The sequence below is a fragment of the Variovorax sp. Varisp85 genome, from assembly GCF_047304045.1.
Classification (GTDB): domain Bacteria; phylum Pseudomonadota; class Gammaproteobacteria; order Burkholderiales; family Burkholderiaceae_C; genus Variovorax.
In genome coordinates this window covers 1-18185 of the sequence record NZ_JBGLYN010000032.1, presented here as the reverse complement: position 1 = coordinate 18185, position 18185 = coordinate 1, and the positions used below count along the sequence as shown (strand labels likewise).

The window sequence follows — 18185 nt, the reverse complement described above, 5'->3', positions numbered from 1 at the left end:
CAGGTTCCGGGGTCGACGCGTCATCTATCGCCATCCGGCAGGAACGTGAAGTACTCGCGCATCGGCCTTCGCTCTGGCAAAACGTAAATCACACCATGCGCATTGCCAAACAGCGGCTTCACATGCGTGTCGTAGAAAAGCGCTGAAACATTGATGCATCCATAGGAGATACGGTGATCTTCTGCGTTCGTCGATGCAAGTCGCTCCAATCGCCGCTCGGCCTTGTTGCTTGTCCGCACTCGATGCATGGACACTGCTGCGTCGTAGTCGACCCAAACGACGTCTTCGCCCTGCAAGTTGACCCCGGGTTCCGAGACGAAACGCCCGGCCGGCGTGGTGACCTGCTCGGTTTAGTCGAGACAGTTATTCCTAGAAGACGGCGGGTTGCAGGTCTTGGCGCAGTTCCTGTTTGAACTGCGCCGGGGTCAAGTACTGCAGGCTGCTGTGGGGACGTACCTCGTTGTAGTGATTGCGCCAGGCTTCGATCAGAACGGCGGCTTCGCGGCGCGAGCGGAACCACTCGATGGACAGGCACTCGTCGCGGAACTTGCCGTTGCAGCTCTCGTCGGTGCCGTTCTGCCAAGGCTTACCGGGATCGTTGAGCACGGTGGCGATCCCAGAGCCTGAGATCCACTCCAGGATGGCCTGGCTGACGAACTCCGGCCCGTTGTCCGAACGCATGAATAGCGGCGCACCGTGCAAGCTGACCAGGCGCGAGAGCACCTCGATCACCCGTTTGGACCGGATGGCTCCGGCCACATCGATGGCCAGGCACTCGCGGGTGTATTCGCCTTGAACGGCGTGTGAACGCGCGGGCGCACCGAGGCGATGCGCTTGCGCGGCCGTGCGCTGCCCCCGACTTTCGTAGCGCACGACCGCTTCGACAGGCTCCAGGTCGCTCAACTTGGACATGCCCGCTCGCGCCAGAACGCGACTGACCGTGGATTCCGAGACGCCCACGCTGCGCGCAATGCGAGCCTGCAGCATTCGACGTTTGCGCAGCTCGACGATGAGCAAGGCCTTTCCTGCATCGATGGCCCTGGGAGAGCGCGTGGGCCTGGAGGACGCATCGGCCAAGGCGGCTTCGCCGCCGGCCAGATAGCGACCGAGCCACTTCCTGGCCGTGGGCGCGGTGACGCCGTGTGCGGCTGCGGCTCGCACGGCATCCAAGCCCTCCACTGTCATCTGCTTGACCATCTCGAATCGGCGGGCAAAGGTAAGTCGGGCATGCTTATGGGTGTTCATCCGGTTGGGCGTCCTGAGTGGATTGGGTGTTTGGCGACTTCCAGTCTCTCAAACCCAATCCGGATGAACACCGGATACAACCTATTGAAGCTTCACAGCTAGTCGGCCGCTTTCAAATAGTGGCCGAAGCCTTCTTTAGTTCCCGGATCGAGCACACCCTCAACATCCACTTCCCCCGACGTCGCAAATCCGGGACATGGCTTGATGTCATTCATTCCGCTGCTGAAATGCGCATCAAGCACTCCCCGATGAGCGCATGCAGTGCGCTGGCATTTCGGCTCCCAATCAACTGATGGACTTTGGCTTGGGCCATGCTCCAGTGAGGCATGCCCTCGGCACATTTATCGCGGCCCGCAGCGGTGATACGCAAGCTCCGAGTGCGCCCGTCAGTCCCCGGCCCAAGATCCACCCAATCTGTCGAAATAAGGGGCTTGAGAGTGCGTGTCAGCGTTGATGGAGAGAGCGACATCGTCTCGGCCAGATCGCAGGGGCGCACCGGCCCGTGTGCCAGGACTTCCATCAACAACCGGTACTGCGTGATTCTGAGACCGACTTTGCTGAGTTCCGCATCATAGTGCTGCCTGATCACGCGGGCGAGCTGATGCGCCTTGGTGTCGGTACAGGCTGACCGCTGAAGGCCCGCGGCAGCGATCACGTGCGTCTGCGGCGCAGGGAGCGTTTGCATTGGCGCACGCGCGGGAGTGGCGCGCCTGGACAACATCGGCTTCGGCTGTCAGGACACTTTGGACGGCTTTGTGGAAGCCTCATCCAGCGCATGCGTCTGGTCGATGAAACGGCGGCTCGAGGCCAGGATTTCCTTGCGCGTGCGCTCGGATTCCACCGCGCGGGACAGAACCAGCGCCCCCACGCACTGGGCAATCAGCGCCCATGCCGCATCGGGGTCGCCGATGCGCGAGCTCCAGCTCTTCTGCAGGCGCTTCAGGCCCTCTTCGACCGCCCCGCGCACCTCGGGCCCGGCCCTGGCGATCTCGGGCCCCAGTGCCGGCAGCACGCAGCCGGTTTCGGGATGCAGCGCGTGGTACGAACTCAGGTAGCTGCGCAACCGCTTGGCGACGTGGTCGGGCGGCGAGTCGCGGTCTCCGGCCAGCATGTCGGTGCTGTTGGAAATTTCATGTTCGAGCAGTTCGGCGAACAGCGCCTCCTTGGACGGGAAGTGTCCATAGAAAGCGCCCCCGGTCAGGCCGATGCTCGCCATCAATTCATCGACGCCGGTGGTACCGAAGCCGCCCTTCTTGGCGATGGCACGGGCATTCGCGAGCAGTTTCTTGCGGGTTTCCTCTTTGTGGGTGGACGGATAGCGCATGAGCGGGCCTCTGCAGATCGTGGAGGCGTTCATCATAGCATGCCACTCGTTTGATAAACGGTCGTGATTCCATTGTGCTCCATATCAAGGGTTTCCCCCTGCTGGAAACCTGCTCGAGCGTGTTGACGCTGCCCTCGCCGCAAATCTATAGTCCACTATCGTTTATTAAACGATCTCTATTTAAAAGAAAGGCGAGCGAAGCGACGGCGATGAGGGGCCGCCGCCCGCCCTGCGCCTGAGCCGCTCGGCTGCCGCGAGCCGATGCGCCAACCTGTCTAGCCACCCCCTGGAGTCCGACCATGAGAGAAGCCGTCATCGTTTCCACCGCACGCACGGGCATCGGCCGCGCCTTCCGCGGCGCGTTGAACAACATCAAGTCGCCCACGCTGATGGGCCATGCGATCCAGCACGCCGTGCAGCGGGCGGGCGTCGATCCCAGCGAGGTGGAGGATGTGGTCATCGGCAGCGCGATGGCCGCCGGCACCGCGGGCATGAACATCGGACGCCTTGCGGCGCTCGCGGCGGGACTGCCGCAGTCGGTGCCGGGCCAGACCATGGACCGGCAATGCGCCTCGGGCCTGATGGCCATCGCGACGGCGGCCAAGCAGATCATCGTCGACGGCATGGACGTGACCGTGGGCGGGGGGCAGGAGAACATCTCCTCCGTGCAGAACCCGTTCGTCAAGTGGGTGGGTGAAGAGGCCGACCCGCAGCTCATCGCGCGCGTGCAGCACGCCTACATCCCGATGCTCCACACGGCCGAGATCGTCGCGAAGAAGTACGGCATTTCACGCGAGGCGCAGGACGCCTATTCCGCGGAAGCGCAGCGCCGCACCGCGCTGGCGCAAGAGCGCCACCTGTTCGATGACGAGATCGTGCCGATCACGGCGCGCATGGCCGTGGCCGACAAGCAGACGGGCACGATCAGCTACCGCGACGTCACGCTGGACCGCGATGAAGGCAACCGCCCCGACACCACGCTCGAAGGCCTTGCCAGTCTCAAGCCGGTGGTCGAAGGCGGCGTGATCACCGCGGGCAATTCGAGCCAGCTGTCGGATGGCGCATCGGCCTGCGTGCTGGTGGAGCGCGCGGTCGCCGAGCGCCGCGGGCTCAAGGCGCTGGGCACGTACCGCGGCATCGCGGTGACCGGGCTCGCGCCGGAAGAAATGGGCATCGGCCCGGTCTTGGCCGTGCCCAAGCTGCTGAAGACCCACGGGCTCAAGGTGAGCGACATCGGCCTCTGGGAACTGAACGAGGCCTTTGCCTGCCAGGTGCTGTACTCGCGCGACCGCCTGGGCATCGATCCGGAAAAGCTGAACGTCAACGGCGGCGGCATCACGATCGGCCACCCCTACGGCATGACCGGCTCGCGGCTGGTCGGGCATGCGCTCATCGAAGGCAAGCGGCGCGGTGCGCGCTTCGTCGTCGTGACGATGTGCATCGGCGGTGGCATGGGCGCCGCGGGCTTGTTCGAAGTGGCTTGAGACAGGAAGATCACGATGACTTATCAGGCTCCCATGCGGGACATTCAATTCGTGCTCCACGAGGTGCTCCAAGTGCCGGCCATGCTGGAGGCCTGCGGCCAGCCGGAGTTCGACGCCGAAACCATCGACCAGGTGCTCGCCGCGGCCGGCCAGTTCGCATCCGAGGTGATCGCACCGCTCAACGGGCCCGGCGACGAGCACGGGTGCAGCATGCCCTCGCCCGGCGTGGTGCAGACCCCGCCCGGCTTCAAGAAAGCGTACGACGAGTTCACCAAGAACGGCTGGGCCGGCCTGGCGTGCAGCCCCGAGTTCGGCGGCCAGGGCTTTCCTTCAGTCGTGGCCAATGCGGTCTATGAAGTCTTCGGCGGCGCCAACATGGCGTGGTCGTCCTACCCCGGCATGTCGCACGCCACCTACGTGAACGTGGCGGCCAACGGTTCCGAGGAGCAGAAGGCGCTTTACCTGCCGAAGATCGCCTCGGGCGAGTGGGCCGGAACCATGTGCCTGACCGAGCCCAACGCGGGCACCGACCTGGGCCTGATGCGCACGCGCGCCGTGCCGCAGCCCGATGGCAGCTACAGCATCACCGGCAGCAAGATCTTCATCTCGGGCGGCGAGCAGGACCTGACCGGCAACATCATGCACCTGGTGCTCGCGCGCATCGCCGATGCGCCGCCCGGGGTGAAGGGCATCTCTCTTTTCATCGTTCCCAAGTTCCTGCCCGATGCAAGCGGCACGGCCGGCGCGCGCAATGCGGTGGTCTGCGGCTCCATCGAGCACAAGCTGGGCATCCACGGCAACTCGACCTGCACCATCAACTTCGACGGTGCCACCGGCTGGCTGCTGGGCGCGCCCAACAAGGGGCTGGCGGGCATGTTCGTGCAGATGAATCACATGCGCGTGCTGGTCGGCGTGATCGCCATCGGCCTGATGGAAGCGGCCTACCAGAAGGCCCTGGCCTATGCGAAGGAGCGCCTGCAGGGCCGCGCCAGCGGCGCCAGATCGTCCAGCGAAGCAGCGGACCCAATCATCGGGCATGCCGACGTGCGCCGGATGCTGCTCACGCAGAAGGCGAACATCGAGGGCGCGCGCGCCCTGGCACTGTGGGCCGCGCAGCTCAGCGATCTTCAGCGTCTTCATCCCGACGCCGCCAAGCGCAACGAGACGGCCGAACTGCTGGGCCTTTTGACCCCGCTCGTGAAGGCGCTGTCGAGCGACCTCGCGGTGGAATGCACGCTGCTCGCGATGCAGGTGTTCGGCGGGCACGGCTACATCCGCGAGAACGGCGTGGAGCAGCATCTGCGCGACGTGCGCATCGTGGGCCTCTACGAGGGCACGAACGGCGTGCAGGCCATGGACCTGCTCGGCCGCAAGGTGCTGGCCGACCAGGGCCGGCAGATGGGCGTCTTCCTGGACATGGCCGGCGCATTTGCCGAGGCCTGCAGCCCGCGCGAGGCGATGCGCGAGTTCGCGCAGCCGCTCGCCGGGCTGGTCGCCGACATCACGCAGCTCACCCGCGAACTGGTGGACACTTCGGCGCAAGACCCGCACGCCGCAGGCGCGGCTGCTGCGCCCTATCTGCGCCTGGTCGGGCACCTGGCGCTTGCCTGGAGCTGGGCGCGCATGGCCGAGGTGGCGCTCAGGAACGCCGATTCCACCGACCCGATCTATGCGTCGAAGATTGCCACGGCCCGCTTCTACTTCCAGCGGCTGCTGCCGCAGACGGCAGCGCTGTGCGGCGAGATCCGGGCGGGCTCGTCCGCATTGATGGAACCGGCCGTCGATCTTTTCTGAACCCGCGGCATGTACCACCTGAGCCGCTTCGCAGCCGCCACGCCCGGCAAGCTGGCGGTGCATTTTCTCGAATCAGGCGAGGCGTTCAGCTTCTCGCAGCTCGAACGCGAGGCGAACCGCGCGGCCAACGCCTTGCTGTCGCTCGGCCTGAAACGCAGCGACTGCATCGTGCTGTGCATCGAGAACGCGCCGGAGTTGCTCTTTCTCGCGCTCGGCGCGCAACGCATCGGGCTGTACTACGTGCTCGCCTCGACGCGGCTGTCGGCCGCGGACTTCGAGTACATCGTCAAGGATTCGGGGGCATCGGTCGCCGTCGTGTCGTCGGCCTGCATGAGCGCCGAAACGGCCTCGTCGCTGGATCTCAGCGGCGCACAGCGCATCGGCATCGGCTTTGCGGATACAGCTATGGAACGCTGGGAGACGCACTTTCTCGCTGCGCCGGACGGCCTGCCGCCCACGCCCGCGCCAGGCCGCGAGATGCTGTATTCATCGGGCACGACCGGCCGGCCCAAGGGCGTGCGCAAGCCGCCCTTCGAAGGCGCCTTCGATGCGGTGGACAACCGCAACGCCGCGGTGGCGCGCTCGTTCGCGCTCGACGCCTCCGCGGTCTACCTGTCCACGTCGCCGCTGTATCACAGCGCACCCAACCGGTTCCTGTCGGCGGCCATCCATGCCGGCGCCACCAGCATCGTGATGGCGAAGTTCGATGCCGAACGCGCGCTCGCCGCCATCGCCCACTTCGGATGCACCCATTCGCTCTGGGTGCCGACCATGTTCCACCGCCTGCTGCACCTGCAAGCGGAGGTACGCAGCCGCTACAGCATGGCCTCCATGCGCCACGCTGTCCATGGCGCGGCGCCCTGCCCCGCGCACGTCAAGCAGGCGATGATCGACTGGTGGGGTCCGGTCCTGCATGAGTACTACTCGGGCACCGAAGGCATCGGAGCCACGGCCATCAGCTCGCGCGAATGGCTCGATCACAAGGGCTCGGTCGGGCGCGCGACCGACGGCATCCTGCACATCCTGGATGACGCGGGCCGCGAGCTGCCGCCGGGCGAAACCGGGAACGTCCATTTCGAGAGCGACGCGCAGTTCGAGTATTGGAACGACCCCGCCAAGACCCGCGCAGCGACGAGTCCGCAGGGCTGGCGATCCTTCGGCGACATCGGCCATCTCGATCGCGAAGGCTACCTCTACCTGACGGATCGCAAGGACTTCGTCATCATCTCCGGCGGCGTCAACATCTACCCGCAAGAGATCGAGGACGTGCTGCTGCAGGATCCCCGCGTTGCCGATGCCGCGGTCTTCGGCGTGCCGAACGACGAGTACGGCGAAGAGATCAAGGCCGTCATCCAGCCGGCGCATCCGGATTTCACGGGCCCGGCCGTCGCCGAGGCGCTGAAGGCACGCTGCCGCGAGTTGCTCGGTCCGCTCAAGGTGCCGAGAAGCATCGATTTCGAGTCCGACTTTCCCCGGCACGCGACCGGCAAGCTTTACAAGAAGTTGCTGCGCGATCGCTACCTGGCCTAGAGGGTGCGAGTCGCCGGCCCGCTTCGCAGCGAGCCGGCGGATGCCCAAGGTTAGGCCAGCGCAGGCTCCAGGAACCCGGCGAGCCGCTGCACGATCAGCTGCTCGGCTTCTTCCATGATGCGATCGATCAGCTCCTGCACCGTCGGAATGTCGCGGATCAGGCCGACCACCATGCCGCAGCTCCAGGCGCCGGCATTCATCTCGCCTTGCAACATCACGCGCGGATAGACCCCCGCGACTTGGTCGATGATGTCCTCGAACTTGAGGTCGGCGCCCTTTTCCTTCTCGATCCTGATCAGCTGCTCCACGGATGAATTGGTCAGCACGCGCTCCGTGTTGCGCAGGCCGCGCATCACGAGCCGCGTGTCCAGCTCGGTGGCCGCCACGATGGCGTCCTTCACGTTCTGGTGGATCGGCGCTTCCTGTGTGGCCACGAAGCGCGTGCCCATGTTCATGCCCTCCGCGCCCAGCGCCAGCGCCGCCACCAGGCTGCGCGCATCGGCCATGCCGCCGGAGGCGACGAACGGGATCTTCAGCTCCTCGGCCGCGCGCGGCAGCAGGATCATGTTCGGCAGGTCGTCCTCGCCCGGGTGGCCGCCGCATTCGAAACCGTCCACGCTCACGGCGTCGCAGCCGATGGCCTCGGCCTTCAGCGCATGCCGCACCGACGTGCACTTGTGGATCACCTTGATGCCGGCCTTCTTGATCGCGGGCATGTAGGCCTCGGGGCTGCGCCCTGCCGTCTCGACGATGCGCACGCCCCCCTCCGCAATGGCCGCGATGTATTCCGGGTACGGCGGCGAAGACAGGGTTGGCAGGAACGTCAGGTTCACGCCGAAGGGCTGGTCCGTCATGTCGCGGCAGCGGGCGATCTCCTTGGCCAAGAGCTCGGGTGTCCTTTGGGTCAGGCCCGTGATGAGCCCGAGCCCGCCGGCATTGGAGACCGCCGCGGCGAGTTCCGCGAAGCCGACGTAGTGCATCCCGCCCTGGATGATCGGGTGGCGGATGCCGAAGAGTTCAGTGATGCGTGTTTTCATGTGTCTTTCACCAGGTTTCCATGTAGGGGCGCAGGTCCATCTCGAAGGTCCAGGCGTCTCGAGGCTGGGTGTGCAGGTACCAGTAGTTTTCCGCGATGTGCTCGGGATTCAGGATGCCGTCCTGCTCCTTGAGCGCATAGCGTTCGGGGAAGTTGCTGCGGATGAACTCCGTGTCGATGGCGCCGTCGACCACGATGTGCGCCACGTGGATGCCGCGCGGGCCGAGCTCGCGCGCCATGCTCTGGGCCAGTGCGCGCAGGGAATGCTTGGCGCCTGCAAAGGCCGCGAAATTCGCTGCACCGCGAGTCCCCGCCGTCGCGCCGGTGAAGAGAATCGTGCCGCGTCCCCGCGCGACCATCCTGCGGGCGACCTCGCGTGCATTCAGGAATGCGCTGAAGGCGGCCATCTCCCAGATCTTCATGTACTTGCGCCCCGTCTCCTCCAGGATGCTGCTGGGCACGTTGGCGCCGATGTTGAAGACCATCACCTCGATCGGGCCGTGCTCCTTCTCGATCTGGTCGACGAGGGCGACGACCTCTTCCTCCTTGCGCGCATCGCTGCCGTAGCCGAACGCCTGGCCGCCGGCGGCGCGGATGCGTTGGACGGCCGGCTCCAGCTTGTCAGCCGAGCGCCGAGTCAGGCACGCGACGTAGCCCTCTCGGGCGAAGCGCGCTCCGATCGCGCTGCCGGTGGCGTCGCCTGCGCCGACGACGAGGGCCACACCGCGTTGGTTGGCTGTTGGGTCCATGCGTTCTCCTTTAAAAAACGTTCGTTAAGTCATCGCACGTTAATCAATGAACGTTCGCTTGTCAATCAAGAAGGAAGTCCAGTGAAACCCCCGTTGACGTGAGCGCGGCAATCACATAGCTTCCGTTAACCAAACGTTCGTTAACTAAAAGGAGCCCGTGAATGCGCAAGTCAGTTGATTTCTTCTTCGATGTCGGCAGCCCCTCGTCCTATCTGGCATGGACGCAGTTGCCCGGCCTGTGCGCCAGCCATGGCGCCGACCTCGTCTACCGGCCAATGCTGCTGGGCGGCGTCTACCAGGCCACGGGCAACGCCTCGCCGGCCAACATTCCCGTCAAGGGGCGCTATACTCAGATGGACTACGAGCGCCATGCGCGCCGCTATGGCGTGCCGTTCCAGGGCAATCCGCACTTCCCGGTCATCACGCTGTTCCTCATGCGCGCGGTTACAGGCATTCAGCTGCGCCGCCCCGAGCAGTTGCAGCAATTGCTGGGCTGCGTGTTCAAGGCGCTCTGGATCGACGCGCTCAACTTGAACGATGCGCAGCTCACGGCCCGCATTCTGGCCGAGGGCGGGTTCGATCCCGCCGAGATCGAGCGCCTGACGCAGGACGCCGAGATCAAGGCCGCGCTGAAGGCCACGACGCAGGAAGCGGTCGAGCGCGGCGTGTTCGGTGCACCCACGCTCTTCGTCGGCGATCAGATGTTCTTCGGGCAGGACCGCATGGACTTCGTTCGCGAAGCCCTGTCCTGAGTCGCCGCCAACCGCATGAAGGAAAAACTCATGGAACACCGACCCTGGCATGCCTCTTACCCCGCAGGGCTTCCCCGCGAGATCGTCCTGGACGACAGTGAATCCCTCGTCACCTTGCTTGAACGTGCGTTCACGAAGCACAGTACCAGGACGGCCGTCACCTGCGCCGGAGAATCGCTGACCTTCGCGCAGGTCGAGCATGCGTCGGCGCTGCTCGCGCGGTCCCTGCAAGCAGCCGGGCTCAAGCGCGGTGACAGGGTCGCCCTTCTGCTGCACAACAACCTCATCTACCCCGTGGCTTTGGCCGCCGTCCTGCGCGCGGGCATGGTGGGGGTGACCATGAACCCGCTCTACACGGCACGCGAGCTGGCATACCAACTGGCCGATTCGGGGGCGTCCGCACTGGTGGCTGCCGAGCCGTTCATGGGCGTGGTCACCGAGGTCCTCGGCCAGACACAGCTTCGGTATGTCATGACCGTGCCGATGCAACAGGTGAAGCAGGCATTGTTCGCGACGGGCGGCGATGCAGGTGCGCCAGCTGCGAACGATGAACCTCGCGTCGTCGGTTTGCGCGACGCGACCGCCGCGCTACCGGACGCCGATTTCGCCAGCGAGCACGTGCGCCCCTCCGACCTGGCCTTTCTGCAGTACACCGGCGGCACGACGGGTGTTTCCAAGGGCGCTTGCCTGACACACCGCAGCGTGCTTGCCAGTTCGCTGCAGATGCGGTCATGGCTGGGGTTGGCACTCGACATCGACAACTTCGAAATCGTAACGCCGTTGCCGCTGTATCACATCTTTCCACTCGGCATGGCTCTGACGGCCCTTGCCAGCGGCGCTCACAACCGCTTGGTCGTCAATCCGCGCGACGCCCAGGCGCTTTGCGCCGAACTCGAGCGCGCGCCCTTCGACATGCTGATCGGCGTCAACACGATGTTCAATGCCTTGGTGGCGTTGCCCGAGTTGCCCGGCATCGACTTCTCCCGCTGCAACGTGGTCATCGGCGCCGGCGCCTCGATCCAGTCGGCCGTTGCAGCCAAGTGGGTTGCGGCCGGCGGCCCACCCATCACCGAGGCCTATGGGCTTACTGAAACGTCGCCCAGCGTTACCTTCAATGCGCCGGGGCGCAACGGCACCATCGGCGCGCCAGTGCCGTCAACCGACGTTCTCATCGTCGACGAGGCGGGCGAACCAGTGCCGCTCGGCACGCCCGGCGAGTTGCTGATCAAGGGCCCGCAGGTCTTCGCGGGCTACTGGAACCGCGAGGAGGAAACGCGCAGGTCTTTCACGCCGGATGGCTGGTTCAAGACCGGCGACATCGTCACCATGGATGCACAAGGTTTGATGTACATCGTCGACCGGAAGAAGGACATGATCCTGGTCTCTGGCTTCAATGTCTACCCGAACGAAATCGAAGGCGTGGTCGCCATGCACCCAGACGTGCTCGAATGCGCCTGCGTCGGGGTGCCTGACGAGCGCTCGGCGGAGGCCCCCCATCTCTTCGTCGTTCGCCGCGTACCTGGGCTGAGGGCGGAAGAGTTGGAAGCGCATTGCCGCAAGCTCCTTGCCGCATACAAGGTGCCTCGCCACATCACGTTCCTCGAGTCGCTGCCCAAATCAGCAGTGGGAAAAATTCTGCGCAAAGAACTGAGGCCAATTTCCGGCGGTGCCACGGACGCGGCACCCAAGGTTGAAGTCGCCGGATGAGTAGCTGAATCGACGTCGTCGGGGCGCGGCGTTCGAACGAACAACATCACGATTCGAAGATGAGGACCGGCCCATACCTTCATCGAATCCCCGGTACTTCGGCACGACCTCGCTAGAAAATTTTGTCTTTGCGTCGTTTGCCCACGCCGGAATGCTTTTCTTCAGAGTGTCCAAGTCGAGCTTTGTTCGACCAGATCGCGGACAAGTGGTCGATGATGATTCTGGCCGTGCTGGATGACGAGCCGCACCGGTTGACCAGCGAGGGCTTTGATCTTCTCGTGAGTGACTGACAGGCCAATGGTCCGGCTCTTGCCAAACTCATGCTGCTGAGGAGCCTCGCACGGCGACCGAAACCTGCTGGCCAAGATGCTTGTCGGTCGCCACGGCACCAGATGTTTGCGCCCGCCCGAACACCGACGTGCAACCCAGCTATTCGGCCCTGATGTCGGGCGACGCAATTGTGGGCACCCCCTGCGAGATGGCGGCACCGTTCTGGGTCACCATCGCGCGCCGGTAAGCAGGCCTCGCCTGCAGGCGTTCCCAGTAGGCGCGAACCGAAGGCGTGAACTGCTGGTCGAGGCCGAGATGCTCGGCCAGCAGCAGCGCGTAGCCGACCGAAACATCGGCGGCAGTGAAACGATGCGCACAGAGGAACTCCTGCTCCACTAAGAGGGGTTCCAGCGTCCGCAACCTCGCGAGGAACCACTTGCCGTAGTCATGGGCCACCTGGGGCTGACGCCGCTCGCCCGTTTCGAAGTGCAGATAGCGCAGCACCAGCGTCTGCGGGAACGTCAAGGTCGCTTCGCCGAAATGCAGGTAGTTCAGGTAGGCGCCAAAGGCCGGCTCATCGACGCCGACATCAAGCTTTCCCGGTGAGAAGCGCGCCGCCAGATACTGGCAGATTGCGGAAGACTCTGTCATGCGAACAGTCCCGTCGATCATGGCCGGTACCGTCCCCAGGGGGTTGATCTCCAGGTACGACCGGGCAAGCACGCGAGGCGGGAACGGCATCATCTTCAGGTCGTACGGAATCCCGAGTTCCTCCAGCATCCACAAGGGACGAAACGAACGTGCGCTCACGCAATGGTGCAGGGTGATCATGGCTTCAGTGCTCGGAAATGGCGGGTGTCGGTCCGCTTTTTACAGCGTTGGCAATGAGGTCACCCATGCGCGCCGTTCCAACCAGCCGAGCGCTGCTGCATTGGATGTCCGCGGTTCGGTAGCCTCGGCCGAGCACCGAGCGTATCGCAGCCTCGATGGCCGCGGAAAGATCGGGCCGGCGCGCGGAGTGGCGCAACAGAAGCCCAAAGGCGCGGATGCAGGCGATCGGATTCGCGACATCCTGCCCGGCGATGTCGAGCGCAGTACCATGCCCTGCCTCAAACATGCCCTTGGCGCCTTCTCCCAGCATCGCCGATGCCGACAACCCGATCGATCCTGTCAGCGCCGACGCCGCGTCGCTCAGGAGATCACCAAAGAGGTTGCCCGCCACGATGACGTCGAAGGATGCGGGACGCCCGATGAGCTGCATCAGCGCGTTGTCGGCGTACAGATGCGTGAGTTCCACGTCGGGGTACTGCGCTGCCAGCTCGCCCACCACCGAACGCCAGAGGCCGGACGTTTCCAGCACATTGGCCTTGTGCACGCTCGCGAGTTTTCCGCGTCTCGAGCGCGCCATGTCGAAGGCGACGCGCGCGATGCGGCGCACCTCTTCTTCCGCATACCGCATCGTGTCGAACCCTTCCCGCTGTCCCTCGAAAGCCCCGTCCGGTGCGCTGCGCTGGCCGCGCGGCAGACCGGTGTAGACGTCTCCGTTCAGCTCGCGCACCACCAGCAGGTCGGTGCCCGCGACGCGTTCGGCACGCAACGGCGAGAGCCGCGCCAGATCCGGCGGAACGACGACCTCGCCTGGCAGCATCGCGATCCTGAATGCCGGCATGGCCTCAGTCCAGTGTGGCGCCGGACTGCTTCACCAGCTTCTGGTGCTTCGCCAACTCGGACTGGAAAAAGGCTGGCGCCAGGTCAGGCCCCGTGTTCAGGACCGTGAGCCCCTGGCCGGCGATGACGGTTCTTGCTTCCGGCGATACCAAGGCCTCTTGCACCGCCGCGGCATAGCCGTCGACCACGGGTTTGGGCAAACCGGCCGGACCGATCAAGGCAATCCAGGCGTCGAAGCTGTACTTGGGCACACCCGACTCCATCATCGTCGGCACGTCGGGCAAGGCCGCGGAGCGCGCCGGCGTCGACACCGCCAATGCGCGCAGTGCCCCGGCCTTGACCTGTGGGGCGACCTGCGAGATCGAAACGAACGCGAGTTGCACCTGCCCGCCGATCAGATCGGTGATGAGCGGTCCAGTGCCGCGATAGGGCACGTGCTTCATGTCGATGCCGGTCTCGCTCACCATCAGTTCCCCCGCCAGGTGGAGCACGCTCCCGTTGCCGGCGGACCCGTAGTTGAGCTTGCCGGGATTGGCCTTCGCATAGGCCAGCAGTTCCTTCACGCTCTTCACCGGAAGCGCGTTGTTCACCACCAGCACGACCGGCACCGTGGCCAGTACCGCGATGGGCGTGATGTCCTTCATGCTGTCGTAGGGAATCGTCTTGTAGATGCCTGGATTGATGACATGGTTGGACGACACCATGCCGAGCGTGAGCCCATCCCTGGGTGCCTTCACGATCTGTGCGGTGCCCGGAATTCCTCCAGCGCCGACGACGTTCTCCACCACGATCGGATGGCCGGTCGCGCGTCCGAAGGCCGGTGCGACTGCGCGGGCGACCGCATCGACCGTCGAACCTGCGGCCAGTGGAACGACGAGCCGTATCGGCCGGTCGGCATTCGAGGATTGCGCGGCGGCGAACAAGGACGTGGCAAGCAACGCTGCCGCTAAAGAAACGGAAATGGTTTTCCGGAGGAAATGTGCATGCATGGGTTTGTCTCTCTTGCTTTGTTGGAATTCATGGATGGCGCGCCTGGAGCTCGGCAAACGAAACAAGTTCGCCCGCAATCGCGCTGGCCGCCACCGTGGGCGGGCTGGCGAGCCAGACTTTTCCGGGGCCGCCCCGGCCGGGGAAGTTGCGGTTGATGGCGCTCACGGTGACCTGGTCGGCCCGCACCGAACCACCCGGCCCGCAGTTGCCGCAAGCGCCGCAGGAGGGCTGAAGAATGCGCGCGCCCACGCGTTCGAACGCATCCATGTACCCGGCTGCAATGCAATGGTCGCGTACCGCGGTGGTCCCGAACTGGAGATACAGGTCCACCCCGGGCGCGACCTTGAGTCCGCGGTCCACCGCCCACCTGAGCACCGCGTGGTAATGGTCGAAGTCTTCGCGCTTGCCGGCCGTGCACGAGCCCCCGTAGGCGATGTCGATGCGCACCCGCTCGCCGACCGCCGCCAGCGGCAGGCCGTTGCCGGGATCGCCCGGTGCCGCGACCATGGGGGAAAGCTGCGTGCAGTCGACGTGGAGCGTCCTGGCGTAGACCGCGCCGTCGTCGCTGCGCATCCAGGGCTCGACTTCGAAACCGATGCCGCGGCGCTCGCGCAGGAAGCGCGCGGTCTCCGCATCGGGAGCGACCAGGCCGGTGAAGCCACCGAGTTCCGCCGTCATGTTGGTGAGCGTGGCGCGCTCGTCGGTGGTCGCGCGCCGCACCACCTCACCCGTGAACTCGAACACCTTGCCCACCCCGCCGCCGTCGCGCACGAAGGGCAGCGCGAGCAGATGCAGCACGACGTCCTTGGCGGTCACGCCAGGGGCAAGCGAGCCATCCAGCACGATCTTCAGGGACTGCGGCACCGTCAGCCGCACCGCTCCCGTCACGAAGGCATTCGCCATGTCCGTGGTTCCCACGCCAAAGGCCACGCAACCAAGGGCACCGCTGTGCGGCGTGTGCGAATCCGTGCCCACCACCAGTTGGCCCGGCAGCGCATAGTGCTCCGCCACCATCGCGTGCGAGATGCCGGCCACGTTGGTGCCGTCGTCCTTCGCAGCCTGTTCCTCCGTCAGTGTGCGGTGCGAGCGCAAGCCGTAGGCAGCCGCGAATTCGCGCTGCGCCTCGACCATGCGATGCACATTCGGCACCAGGCCGCCGCGCACGTGCGCGGGGCTCTCCTCGACATAGGACGTGTGGTCTTCGAAGACGACGATGGAATCGGCGTCGTGCAGCACCAGCGGCCGGCCGAAGGTGGCGTGCAGCATGTGCGCGGCCATGCCGGTGTAGTACTCGTGGATGAAGCGAAGGTCGGCGCGCACGAAGGCACCGACGCCCGGCGCGGGATGCGCCTGCGTCAGTTCGGTGGCGAGCGCGTGGCGCGCCACGATCTTCTCGAACAGCGTGCGCGGACGCGCGCCCTGAGTCTTGGGCGGCACCGTGATGTCGCGCATGAATCGCTGGCCGAACCTCAGCAGCCCGCCGCTCTTCAGGATCGCCGCGGCCAACGCGTCGCGGCCGGCCACGAGGTCGTCGACCGGAATCGCCTCGCCCGCCTGGACGCGCGCGACCAGGCCGAAGTCGGTCGAGGTGAACAGGCCGATGTTGTCGGCGTTCTGCCGGTACAGGCGCTCGAAGCCTTCGGCGATGACCAGCCGCACGCCGGCCGCCTTCTCGGCGGTGGGGCTGTGCTCGCGCGAGGAGCCCTTGCCATAGCGCCTGCCCGCGACCACGACCTCGATGCCCGACGCTCGGATGGCATCGGTGCCGATCGGGAATGCCTCGCCCGCCTTGAAGCCGGTGTAGGGGTAGCGCCCCAGCTTGTCGTCGTAGTGCGTGAGGATCGGAAGCGGCGTGATCTCGTCCGTCGAAACATCGTCACGCAATGGCGACGCGTCGGCGAGTTCAAGGCGCTCGCCCTTCAAGCTCAGCTCGACCATGCGTGCTGAACAGCTCAGGAAGAGGACGCGCGGGTCGAACCGGATGCATTCGGCGCTGGCGGCGGCTGGCGTGGAGGCTGTCATGCCCCGATGTTCGCGGGCCGTGGCAGCGCCATAAAGCGCTCGCTCGGCACAGGGGATCTCGCCATCCGCGAGATCGGTGATTACCCTCGCAGACTCTCGATCAGGGCTGCAACTGCGCGAGGCTGCGGGGTCTTGCGCAGGGCGTAGATGTTCAGGACGCGGTCGGCCCACTCTTCCGCCAGCGGACGCCTGGCAAAGCGGTCGGTCCCCGCATAAGCCGTCACGGCACTTCGAGGCACCACGGCGATGCCGAGGCCCGCCTCCACCATGCGGCAGACGGCATCGAAGCTGCTGACCGTCACCTTCGGATTGAAACGCCTGCCCAATGCTGCGGCGCGCTCGTTCAGGGATCGGTCCATCGCGCCGCCCTGGTGAATGCCCACCAAAGGAAATTCGAGCGCACGCGCAAACGTGACGATCTGCAAGGCCGCCAATTCATGCCCCGAGGGAAGCACCACGAGCAACGGGTCGGAGGCGAAGCGCCAGGCATCCATGCCCGCCGGCACCGCGACGTCGACACCCACACCGACATCGGCGCGATCATCCAGACAGGAGCGCAGCACGTCGCGCGTGTCTTCCTCGCGCAGGGCGACCTCCACGCCCGGATATGCCTCCATGAAGCGGTGCAGGCGCTCGGGCAGGAAACCGATGACGGAGGACATGTTGGCATGAAGGCGCACCCTGCCCCGCACTTCGCCGCCTTCGCTCTGCACTTCGCGCAACAAGGCTTGCAGTTCGTCGTCGAGGCGTTCGCCCCGCGCCAGCACCAGCCTGCCGGCATCGGTGAGTGCAATGCCACGTGGCGACCGCACGAGCAGCGGCGTCTCGAAGGCATGTTCCAGGTCCGCGATCCTCCGGCTCAAGGCCGAAGGTGCGATGTTCTCCGCTGCAGCAGCACGGACGATGGAGCCGGCGCGGGCCGCCGCTACGAACAACCTGATGCTGTAGGAATCGATTCGACGGTTCACGGGCTTCATCGCTTGGTGGGCTGCCTAGTGTGGCACACGGATTTGCTGCGTCGCCTCCTACCCTGCAAGTGCGAAGCACCGTTCGCGAGGAGGACATGACGCGCGAGATCGTGATCGATGCGCTGCGAATGGCGTGGTTCAAGTGTCATCCGGGCAAGCAGGGAAAGATTGATCTTTCAAAGCAAAGCGACTCAGGCCGCCCAGTACGCCAGTCACGACTTCGGGGATGCATTCAAGGAGTACGGCATCGGCCAAGGACGAAACCGCTGCGTGGCTGCTCTGGTACATCAGCCAGCTCACGCTGGAAACCGAGCAGGCGGAAGGTGTTGAAGGGCAGGAAGGCGCCGGCACCGACGAGTGAGAAACGGGACCGGCGTCCAGATCTTCGCTTGGCGCCAAGTGCTCGCGACCTCAGGCCGAATCGGGGAGCCTACGCGCCGTACGCCGCCATGAAGACCCGTACAGCCTCGCGCAGAAGAGCCCTGTTTTCCCGGGAATCCGGCATCTCGAGCTTCAGCAGTCCGCGGATGTGCCCGGAGCCCAGGAACATCGACAGGAACAGGTCCGCTGCCTGAAGCGGGTTCCGCACCTTCAGCGTGCCCGCCGAGTTGGCACGGCGCAGGTATGCAGCCAGCGCGTCGTTCAC

18 protein-coding genes are annotated in these 18185 nt (G+C 65.4%); 6 read left to right on the top strand and 12 right to left on the bottom strand.

Annotated features, from left to right (window positions below; translation table 11 throughout):
• Positions 1 to 20 precede the first annotated feature (20 nt).
• The 4 genes from ACCC97_RS14640 to ACCC97_RS14625 form a co-directional block, all read right to left on the bottom strand.
• Positions 21 to 296 (bottom strand): hypothetical protein, encoded by a 276-nt coding sequence (locus tag ACCC97_RS14640; protein ID WP_413333488.1) that lies wholly within the window; start codon positions 294 to 296, stop codon positions 21 to 23.
• Between the two features lie 73 nt (positions 297 to 369).
• Positions 370 to 1245: an integrase core domain-containing protein gene (locus tag ACCC97_RS14635; protein WP_413333486.1), complete on the bottom strand. Its 876-nt coding sequence runs from the start codon at positions 1243 to 1245 to the stop codon at positions 370 to 372.
• 211 nt (positions 1246 to 1456) lie between these two features.
• Entirely contained in the window at positions 1457 to 1930 is a 474-nt protein-coding gene (locus tag ACCC97_RS14630; RefSeq protein WP_413333484.1) for a MarR family winged helix-turn-helix transcriptional regulator, read from the bottom strand.
• Positions 1931 to 1978: 48 nt separating this feature from the next.
• On the bottom strand, positions 1979 to 2569 hold the full coding sequence (locus tag ACCC97_RS14625) for a TetR/AcrR family transcriptional regulator (protein ID WP_413333482.1): 591 nt from the start codon (positions 2567 to 2569) through the stop codon (positions 1979 to 1981).
• A gap of 299 nt (positions 2570 to 2868) precedes the next feature.
• Here ACCC97_RS14625 and ACCC97_RS14620 point away from each other — a divergent pair, with 299 nt between their 5' ends.
• From ACCC97_RS14620 to ACCC97_RS14610, 3 genes are read left to right on the top strand one after another with little or no spacing between them, the layout of a single operon-like run.
• The gene (locus tag ACCC97_RS14620) at positions 2869 to 4053 is read left to right on the top strand and encodes an acetyl-CoA C-acyltransferase (protein WP_413333480.1); all 1185 of its coding nucleotides are present in this window, start codon (positions 2869 to 2871) and stop codon (positions 4051 to 4053) included.
• A 15-nt stretch (positions 4054 to 4068) separates the two neighbouring features.
• Entirely contained in the window at positions 4069 to 5847 is a 1779-nt protein-coding gene (locus ACCC97_RS14615) for an acyl-CoA dehydrogenase C-terminal domain-containing protein (protein WP_413333479.1), read from the top strand.
• Positions 5848 to 5856: 9 nt separating this feature from the next.
• Positions 5857 to 7377 carry an AMP-binding protein gene (locus tag ACCC97_RS14610; protein WP_413333477.1) on the top strand — a complete coding sequence of 507 codons (1521 nt, stop codon included), beginning with the start codon at positions 5857 to 5859 and terminating at the stop codon, positions 7375 to 7377.
• A gap of 50 nt (positions 7378 to 7427) precedes the next feature.
• On the opposite strand, the gene ACCC97_RS14605 is transcribed toward ACCC97_RS14610, so the two are convergent.
• Entirely contained in the window at positions 7428 to 8414 is a 987-nt protein-coding gene (locus ACCC97_RS14605; protein WP_413333475.1) for an NAD(P)H-dependent flavin oxidoreductase, read from the bottom strand.
• 7 nt (positions 8415 to 8421) lie between these two features.
• Entirely contained in the window at positions 8422 to 9162 is a 741-nt protein-coding gene (locus tag ACCC97_RS14600) for an SDR family oxidoreductase (RefSeq protein WP_413316049.1), read from the bottom strand.
• A 161-nt stretch (positions 9163 to 9323) separates the two neighbouring features.
• Between ACCC97_RS14600 and ACCC97_RS14595 the strand changes: the two genes are divergently transcribed.
• Together ACCC97_RS14595 and ACCC97_RS14590 are read left to right on the top strand one after the other, a co-directional pair.
• Positions 9324 to 9914 (top strand): 2-hydroxychromene-2-carboxylate isomerase, encoded by a 591-nt coding sequence (locus tag ACCC97_RS14595; protein WP_413333473.1) that lies wholly within the window; start codon positions 9324 to 9326, stop codon positions 9912 to 9914.
• 15 nt (positions 9915 to 9929) lie between these two features.
• Positions 9930 to 11621 carry an AMP-binding protein gene (locus ACCC97_RS14590; protein ID WP_413333471.1) on the top strand — a complete coding sequence of 564 codons (1692 nt, stop codon included), beginning with the start codon at positions 9930 to 9932 and terminating at the stop codon, positions 11619 to 11621.
• Between the two features lie 429 nt (positions 11622 to 12050).
• Here the strand turns inward: ACCC97_RS14590 and ACCC97_RS14585 are convergent, their stop codons facing one another.
• The 5 genes from ACCC97_RS14585 to ACCC97_RS14565 form a co-directional block, all read right to left on the bottom strand.
• A complete protein-coding gene (locus ACCC97_RS14585) occupies positions 12051 to 12722 on the bottom strand; it encodes a glutathione S-transferase family protein (protein WP_413333469.1) in 672 nt (223 codons plus the stop codon).
• Between the two features lie 4 nt (positions 12723 to 12726).
• A complete protein-coding gene (locus tag ACCC97_RS14580; RefSeq protein ID WP_413333467.1) occupies positions 12727 to 13560 on the bottom strand; it encodes an isocitrate/isopropylmalate family dehydrogenase in 834 nt (277 codons plus the stop codon).
• 4 nt (positions 13561 to 13564) lie between these two features.
• A complete protein-coding gene (locus ACCC97_RS14575) occupies positions 13565 to 14482 on the bottom strand; it encodes a Bug family tripartite tricarboxylate transporter substrate binding protein (RefSeq protein WP_413333537.1) in 918 nt (305 codons plus the stop codon).
• 94 nt (positions 14483 to 14576) lie between these two features.
• Positions 14577 to 16571, bottom strand: coding sequence for an aconitase family protein (locus ACCC97_RS14570; protein ID WP_413333465.1), 1995 nt, complete (start codon positions 16569 to 16571; stop codon positions 14577 to 14579).
• Positions 16572 to 16651: 80 nt separating this feature from the next.
• Complete coding sequence (locus ACCC97_RS14565; protein WP_413333463.1) at positions 16652 to 17548, bottom strand: LysR substrate-binding domain-containing protein; 897 nt, start codon at positions 17546 to 17548, stop codon at positions 16652 to 16654.
• A gap of 217 nt (positions 17549 to 17765) precedes the next feature.
• Between ACCC97_RS14565 and ACCC97_RS14560 the strand changes: the two genes are divergently transcribed.
• Positions 17766 to 17900 carry a hypothetical protein gene (locus tag ACCC97_RS14560; protein WP_413333461.1) on the top strand — a complete coding sequence of 45 codons (135 nt, stop codon included), beginning with the start codon at positions 17766 to 17768 and terminating at the stop codon, positions 17898 to 17900.
• A 69-nt stretch (positions 17901 to 17969) separates the two neighbouring features.
• On the opposite strand, the gene ACCC97_RS14555 is transcribed toward ACCC97_RS14560, so the two are convergent.
• On the bottom strand, positions 17970 to 18185 hold a 216-nt coding region (locus tag ACCC97_RS14555), incomplete at its 5' end, for a TetR/AcrR family transcriptional regulator C-terminal domain-containing protein (protein ID WP_413333459.1).

Coding starts and splice junctions, on each gene's coding strand:
- ACCC97_RS14570 (WP_413333465.1), bottom strand. CDS start 16,571: ATGACAGCCTCCACGCCAGCCGCCGCCAGCGCCGAATGCATCCGGTTC.
- ACCC97_RS14565 (WP_413333463.1), bottom strand. CDS start 17,548: ATGAAGCCCGTGAACCGTCGAATCGATTCCTACAGCATCAGGTTGTTC.
- ACCC97_RS14625 (WP_413333482.1), bottom strand. CDS start 2,569: ATGCGCTATCCGTCCACCCACAAAGAGGAAACCCGCAAGAAACTGCTC.
- ACCC97_RS14615 (WP_413333479.1), top strand. CDS start 4,069: ATGACTTATCAGGCTCCCATGCGGGACATTCAATTCGTGCTCCACGAG.
- ACCC97_RS14580 (WP_413333467.1), bottom strand. CDS start 13,560: ATGCCGGCATTCAGGATCGCGATGCTGCCAGGCGAGGTCGTCGTTCCG.
- ACCC97_RS14595 (WP_413333473.1), top strand. CDS start 9,324: ATGCGCAAGTCAGTTGATTTCTTCTTCGATGTCGGCAGCCCCTCGTCC.
- ACCC97_RS14610 (WP_413333477.1), top strand. CDS start 5,857: ATGTACCACCTGAGCCGCTTCGCAGCCGCCACGCCCGGCAAGCTGGCG.
- ACCC97_RS14560 (WP_413333461.1), top strand. CDS start 17,766: ATGCATTCAAGGAGTACGGCATCGGCCAAGGACGAAACCGCTGCGTGG.
- ACCC97_RS14630 (WP_413333484.1), bottom strand. CDS start 1,930: ATGCAAACGCTCCCTGCGCCGCAGACGCACGTGATCGCTGCCGCGGGC.
- ACCC97_RS14620 (WP_413333480.1), top strand. CDS start 2,869: ATGAGAGAAGCCGTCATCGTTTCCACCGCACGCACGGGCATCGGCCGC.
- ACCC97_RS14635 (WP_413333486.1), bottom strand. CDS start 1,245: ATGAACACCCATAAGCATGCCCGACTTACCTTTGCCCGCCGATTCGAG.
- ACCC97_RS14585 (WP_413333469.1), bottom strand. CDS start 12,722: ATGATCACCCTGCACCATTGCGTGAGCGCACGTTCGTTTCGTCCCTTG.
- ACCC97_RS14605 (WP_413333475.1), bottom strand. CDS start 8,414: ATGAAAACACGCATCACTGAACTCTTCGGCATCCGCCACCCGATCATC.
- ACCC97_RS14590 (WP_413333471.1), top strand. CDS start 9,930: ATGAAGGAAAAACTCATGGAACACCGACCCTGGCATGCCTCTTACCCC.
- ACCC97_RS14600 (WP_413316049.1), bottom strand. CDS start 9,162: ATGGACCCAACAGCCAACCAACGCGGTGTGGCCCTCGTCGTCGGCGCA.